At 41.8% G+C, this 6,841-nt stretch carries 6 protein-coding genes; 3 read left to right on the forward strand and 3 right to left on the reverse strand.

The window, feature by feature from the left end; translation table 11 throughout:
• On the reverse strand, nucleotides 1-317 hold a 317-nt coding region (locus ACFWE9_RS25190), incomplete at its 3' end, for an FAD-dependent oxidoreductase (protein ID WP_377359383.1).
• Between the two features lie 39 nt (nucleotides 318-356).
• The gene (locus ACFWE9_RS25195) at nucleotides 357-788 is read right to left on the reverse strand and encodes a helical membrane plugin domain-containing protein (RefSeq protein ID WP_230162788.1); all 432 of its coding nucleotides are present in this window, start codon (nucleotides 786-788) and stop codon (nucleotides 357-359) included.
• A 363-nt stretch (nucleotides 789-1,151) separates the two neighbouring features.
• On the opposite strand from ACFWE9_RS25195, the gene ACFWE9_RS25200 reads away from it, so the two are divergent.
• The 3 genes from ACFWE9_RS25200 (at nucleotide 1,152) to ACFWE9_RS25210 (ending at nucleotide 5,884) form a co-directional block, all read left to right on the forward strand.
• Nucleotides 1,152-1,322 carry a hypothetical protein gene (locus tag ACFWE9_RS25200; protein WP_230162786.1) on the forward strand — a complete coding sequence of 57 codons (171 nt, stop codon included), beginning with the start codon at nucleotides 1,152-1,154 and terminating at the stop codon, nucleotides 1,320-1,322.
• A 523-nt stretch (nucleotides 1,323-1,845) separates the two neighbouring features.
• Nucleotides 1,846-3,885 carry a hydantoinase/oxoprolinase family protein gene (locus ACFWE9_RS25205; protein WP_230162783.1) on the forward strand — a complete coding sequence of 680 codons (2,040 nt, stop codon included), beginning with the start codon at nucleotides 1,846-1,848 and terminating at the stop codon, nucleotides 3,883-3,885.
• A gap of 16 nt (nucleotides 3,886-3,901) precedes the next feature.
• Entirely contained in the window at nucleotides 3,902-5,884 is a 1,983-nt protein-coding gene (locus ACFWE9_RS25210; RefSeq protein WP_230162781.1) for a hydantoinase B/oxoprolinase family protein, read from the forward strand.
• 268 nt (nucleotides 5,885-6,152) lie between these two features.
• Here ACFWE9_RS25210 and ACFWE9_RS25215 read toward each other — a convergent pair whose 3' ends face one another.
• Nucleotides 6,153-6,737: a DJ-1/PfpI family protein gene (locus ACFWE9_RS25215; RefSeq protein ID WP_230162779.1), complete on the reverse strand. Its 585-nt coding sequence runs from the start codon at nucleotides 6,735-6,737 to the stop codon at nucleotides 6,153-6,155.
• Between the last annotated feature and the right edge of the window lie 104 nt (nucleotides 6,738-6,841).

Genomic DNA, 6,841 nt, shown 5'->3' on the forward strand with positions numbered 1-6,841 from the left:
GCAACAACTAGGGCATCATAAGATAAAGTGGATCCATTGGAAAGTTTCACTTCTTTTTTATCAACTGAGAAAGACTCCACTTTTGAAATGGCAAGGTCGATATCTTTTCCTTTGAAAAGTTTTTCCAAAGGAATGGAAATGGCTTGCTCAGAAATGGATCCGCCTGCAAGACGATGCAATTCGGTGATGATTTGGTGTGTTGGAAATTGATTCACCACTGTAACTTGCACTTCATCTTTATTGTAATATTCTCGTACGGATAACGCAGATAGTAATCCAGCGTATCCTGCACCTAAGATGACGATTTGTTTTGACATAGTTAATCCCCCGTCCTTACTGATTGAATATTTATGAATTTATTTTTGGTTTTTACGTTCTGCAGAGACTTCAAGAAAAGCATTCGCGAAACGGAAAAGTTTTTGTGCTTGCGGGTCTTTCATCATTCTTAACAGACCAAAAAGACCAATTACATCATGATTCACTTCAGCACGATCCTTAGCTTCTATGGCAGTAGCCGCAAGCCCTTTCACTGAATCGACTACAGGTACTGCGATTTCAGAAATGGCACTGACCGTATCATTTTTCAGTACATCATCAGTCGCTACCGATTGAGCAAAATCATAAGACTTTGTTAAAATATTCACTAATTCAGTCAGTTTTGGTAACTGATCCACTAAAGTATTGAGTGATTCCTGAACCTCAGGCTTTAATAATTGGTCCAGTATATCCAATTGTTTTTGACGTGCATCCAGTTGTTCTGACTGTGATTGGGTAATCGTTTCTGACATTCCAATTCTCCTTTGCAATATGCATTTTGTTGAGTTGATTAGAAAAACTTGTAAAAAGTTACACAAAGTGTAACGCAACAAAAAAATACATGTAAAAATGTAATAAAAGCTATCCCTATAGTATATCCCTTTAGTTCCATGAAAACAGCTGATTTTTAAAAAAATCTCTTTAAAATAATCTTTTTCTGCATATTTAAAGACCTATCACAATGGGGAGGTCCGATGTTTGATCTAAATCCTTCATTAAAATACATGTAAACGTTTTGCATATTGACATTTTATCCTTGAAAGAAGGGTTCAATACTGTGGTTATCGGACATATTTCCACCTAATAAAGCCATCCTAATGATGGAGGTGAAAAATGTGACTGATTCAGAATCTAACACGATAGAAGAGAATAATGATAAGAAGCATAATAAACTGGTCGGCAGTATGGAATATACAAAAGAACAACTAATGGAAGGCATGAATGGAATTTCTGAAGCCTATCTCAAAAACAGCGAGGAAGGTATCTCGGAAACACCTGATAAATAATAAGGCTTGTAAGCATGGCCAAAAGAGTTGTGCTTACTTAATTTTACTTATTTTTGTAAACTGCTTAATCCTGAAAGTTGTTTAAAAATTCCGAAAACTACCTTGACTTTATCGTTAATTGAAGTAAGATAAAGTATATAGCCATAGTGTATACAGCTAGTTTATCGAAGGAAATTCAACTCTACCATGCATCGTCTTAAATGGACTTAATGATGTAATAATGAATCTATTAATAACTGTCGAATCTAATAGACTTCGCCATTCAGCGGAGCTAACCCTAGATCAAAACCAGTTATATCAATTATTTCTTATTGATATAACTGGTTTTTTTTTATTTATTGCATCATTCATCTTGTTCCGTTTTTGACCGATAAAATCCAACGGCTGGCTGACCTCCATTCACACATCATTTCTATTAAACGGTTGCATTATGTCACTTGGGGTTCACCGAAGGAGATTAGAGTGAAGCAATGTTCACAAAGGTAAAAAGTATTTTAAATCTTGTAGCAGGGGTGGGAATTATATGATAGGTACGAAGCAAACCAGGCTCGCAATTGATGTAGGCGGAACATTTACAGATGTTTTCGTTTTTGATGAAAGCACGAAGGAAATTTCGATTACGAAAACATCGTCAACTCCTCTAAACCCAGAGGTCGGTATTTTGGATGGAATCGCTAAAGCGGAAATTGATTGTGAAAATATTAAAGTGTTTTCCCATGGTACAACGGTGGGCACCAATGCCTTGATTGAAAGAAAATTGCCAAAAACAGCATTGATCACATCCATTGGTTTTCGGGATGTATCGGAAATCCGCCGTGGAACCAAGCTTGAGTTATGGGATACCTATGATGATGTAGCCAAGCCGTATATCCAAAGAAGAGATCGCTTTGAGGTGGAAGAACGAATCGACTATTCAGGAAATGTTTTGACGGAAATCAATGAAGAGGAAGTACGGTCACTGGCTAGGAAATTAAAAAAACGCGGTACAGAATCGATTGCGGTTTGCTTCATGAACTCATATGTAAATGGAAGCAATGAGGCCAAAGTGAAACGAATCATCCAGGAGGAACTTCCGGACGTCTATATATGCATTTCAAGTGAAGTCCTGCCTGAGATTTTTGAACATGAGCGTATGAGTACGACAATCGTCAATGCGGTTTTAGGACCGACAGTAAGCAACTATATCAAAACCCTTGAAGGTGAAATGAATAAAAGAGGATATAAAGATGACATTTTAGTGCTTCACTCTGGCGGAGGGGTAATGACCTCCCAAACCGTTCCTCGTTATGCTGCAAGATTGGCAAGCTCCGGTATAGCTGCAGGTGCGATCGCCAGTAAACATATCGCCCAGCTTTGCGGATTTAATAATGCAATAGGGTTGGATATGGGAGGAACGAGTACCGATATTTCCTTAATGCATGAAGGGGAATTACGGATTACAAAAGATTGGTACATAGAGTATGGGTATCCGATTGGGTTTCCAAGTATCGAAATTTTGACGATAGGAGCAGGGGGCGGAAGCTTAGCTTGGGTTGATGAAGGCGGTTCTTTACGCAACGGGCCTCAAAGTGCAGGGGCGGTTCCTGGACCTGCTTGCTATAGCAGGGGTGGCGTGGAACCGACCAATTCGGATGCCAATATCGTATTAGGACGACTTGGCACCAAACTATTGGATGGACAAATGGAACTGGATAAAGAAAAAGCGATGGAAGCCGTAGATAAAATCGCCAAGAAATTCAATTATACGATAGAAGAAGCGGCGAATGCCATCACACGTGTGGCCAATGCCAATATGTGTGATGCATTAAGGCTAATATCAGTTAGACGGGGATATGATCCACGAGATTTTGCACTTGTGGCTTTCGGCGGGGCTGGACCCCTGCATGGAGCGTACTTGGCCAAAGAAATGGAAATCCCGACTGTCATCATCCCGCCGCATCCGGGTGTTGCCGCAGCAATGGGATGTCTGCTTGTCGATGTTCGTCATGATATATCGAAAACCTATGTGAAGAATGTTAAGGATGTGTCCTTGGAGGATTTAGAGAAAGAATTCATTGGCATGGAAAAAGAGGCAAGAGCTTTATTGCAAGAAGAAGGGGTTGCTAAAGAAGCGTCCACATTGATGCGCTATATTGATATGAGGTATATGGGACAGTGGCGGTCATTGGCGATTGAAGTCGATTGTCCAATTTCTTCATTGGAAGAGACCCTTAACCGCTTCCATCAAGAACATGAACGGGAATTTTCATTCTCCGATAAAGAACAAACCGTGGAAATATACGGACTGCTCGTAACAGCAATCGGATCGGTGCCAAAACCTGAATTTCCCACTTATGAACCTGGTGGTACATTGGCCGATGCCCTGAAGGAAACGCGTGATGTATATTTCGAAGAGGAAGGCTTTGTGAATACGAACGTGTATAACCGGGAACTCATTCCGGCATTCTCTGAAATCACGGGACCTGCCATAGTAGATCAGCTTGATACAACGACTGTCATCCCTCCAAACTTTACAGCCAAAGTTGATAAATACAGGAACTTGATTCTTTCCCAAACTAAATAAAAAGAGGTGGATTTCATTGTCTAATAAACAGTTAATTGACCAATCTGGAGTTGGAACAGGTTTAGATCCGGTGACATTTGAAGTGATAAAAAATGGCTTCGTTAACCTTGTAGATCAGATGGCAGAACAAATCCTTCGGACATGCTATTCCTTCGTCATTTATAATCGGGACTTCAGCTGTGCGCTATGTGATGCAGAAGGAAATACAGTCATGCAAGGAACGCAGGATATTTCGGTCCATGTGGGTACGCTGCATCTTACGGCAAAAGCGGTACTGGAAGACTTCGAAGGTGATATCCACCCTGGGGACGTTTTCTTAGTGAATGACCCGTATAGGGGCGGTACTCATTTCAATGACACACGGGTCCTCTTGCCTGTTTTTCACGGCAAAAAGCTTATAGCGTTCATGCAAACGAATGGTCACTGGGCTGACATGGGAGGATCAACACCTGGTTCCTTTGATATCAATGCCAAAGAGCATTTCGGTGAAGGTGTAAGGATTCCGCCACTTAGAATATATAGTAAAGGAACATTTTTAAAAGATGTGGTCAATGTGATTGTTTCGAACATGCGCGTCCCGGAAGAAAGGGTAGGCGATCTCCGTGCTCAAGTGGAAGCGGCCAAGGTAGGCGAACGCCAGTTGTTTGCCATCATCGAGAAGTATGGAATCGATACGACTTTGTCTGCTTTTTCGGAAGTGCAGAATTATGTGGAGCGCTTAGCAAGAGCAAAGGTTGCGGCTTTACCGAATGGAACGTGGGAGACCGTGGACTATATCGATATGGACCCTGAAGTTGGAGACGGTCTGATCCCGATCAGGGTTAAGATGACTATCACGGATGACGAGATTCTTTATGACCTTTCTGGTTCGCATTCTTATATTGGCTGCTTTTTGAATGCCGGATTCGGGGCTTCTTTATCAGCAGCATACTCAGGAACCAAGACATTTTTCCCTGAAATCCCTTTGAATTCGGGTTTTTATAGAGTGGTAAAGATTGAACTGCCGGAAAACTCAGTGGTCAACGCTCCTGCACCGATTGCCGTAACGGGTTTTTGTTCAGGGGCCTATGAAAAAATCATGAGTGCTTGTTTCGAACTCTGGTCTAACATCATGCCTGAAAGAGCGATCGCATGCTCTTTTAACCTTGAGTATTTACTTATCGGCGGATGGGATCAACGTCAGGAACAAGAAAAATACTTCATGTGGTATGACTGGATGGCTGGCGGCCATGGAGGCCGTTCTGATCGAGACGGTGTGAACGCCACTTCTCCTACTTTCGGTTTGGGTCTCAGCGTGCAGCCTTGTGAAGGACAAGAAAGGTTGTCACCTGTCGTGACGATGAAGCATGAAATCATTACGGACTCTGCCGGGCCGGGTAAATACCGCGGCGGGTGCGGTGTAGAAAAGGGAGGTACACTCACGAATGTTAAGAACACGGTCATGTCCTATTGCTGTGACCGTTCCCGTTCGATAACATGGGGGATCTTTGGAGGGCTTCCTTCTTCCCCGCATGGAGCATGGCTGAATCCAGGCAAGGAAGACGAAAGATACTTAGGTGCGATTTTCTCAAATGTAAAAGTTCAGCAAGGAGATTCCTTTGTACGTCCATCCGCTGGGGGCGGAGGACTGGGAGATCCGCTTGAAAGAAGTCCCGAAGATGTTTTGGAAGATGTCATCGATGAGTATGTTTCAATTGAGCGAGCTGAAAAAGATTATGGAGTCGTTATCAAGGAAATCGATAAAGATCTCGATTTATTCGAAATAGATCTGGAAGCAACGGAACAAGCTAGGTCTTATATAAGAAACAACCGTAAACAATGGCTTGAGGAAAACATTCAGAGCGTTGAAGAAAAATTCATCAATGGCGAGCTGGATAGTCTGGATGTGATTCGCCAGTATGGAGTCATCATCGATTATGCAACGAATAAAGTATTACCGGAATCAACAAATCAGTTCCGTGAATCCATGAAAACCCGTTCATTGGCTTATTGGAAGTAACATATCGTACAAAAGAGGTTCCGATTCATTCGGAACCTCTTTTGTACGATGAACTCGAAAAAAACGAGTTTGCCTACAGTTTTTTAGTTGAAAAACGTTGCAGTTGATTGGAGTGGAAGGTACGAGACTCCTGCTTAGAAAAGCGCGTCTAGGGGAGACCCCGCAGGCGCAAGCCGAGGAGGCTACACGACCGCCCGCGGAAAGCGAGTGCCTGGAGCGGAAATCAACATCCAAATAACATCCAATCGTGTAGGTTTCGAAGACATTCCTAATGGAAACCCATCAATTCCTTCACATGTTTACAATTATCTTTGGAAGTGAGCATTTCCAGGAGCGTAAAGGCTACCTCGAATGCTGTAGAAGGATTGTAGGATGTAATGAGATTGTCCGTGACGACAATCGGTTCATTAACGACCAGCGCACCAAATTCTTTTAGCTGACCCTGTCTTACGCTGGTAGGGTGATTGTACGTAGTGGCTTTTCTTCCATTTAATACCCCGCTTTTTCCTAGTGGAAGAGAACCTACACAAATTGTTGCGATGATTTTCTTTTTATTATGAAAATCTTTAATGACATCAAGGAACTTCGGATCATAGGCATCTTCGTAGAAACCAGCTTCTTCAAAGCCTCCTGGAATGGCCAAAGCATCGAAGTCGTCAAGATTTACTTGATCGATTGTAAATTCAGGCTGCACGATAAAATTCCATGTGCATTTCAATTGTTCATGAAGACCAACCGTAACGAGATCAGTGGTACCATCACCCTCTAATTTATTCCAACCTATTACATCTGTAAACACACTGGCTTCAACCGCTTCGAATCCATTGGAAAGCAGCAGCAATACTTTTTTCATCGTAGCATCTCCCTTACTTAATATTTGTATTTATTATATAAAAAGAAAATCCCTTGATACATACGATTAATTATGTAATCATCCCATTTCTATTTATTTAATAA

Source organism: Peribacillus sp. NPDC060253 (assembly GCF_042727425.1).
In the GTDB taxonomy this organism is placed as follows: Bacteria; Bacillota; Bacilli; order Bacillales; family DSM-1321; genus Peribacillus.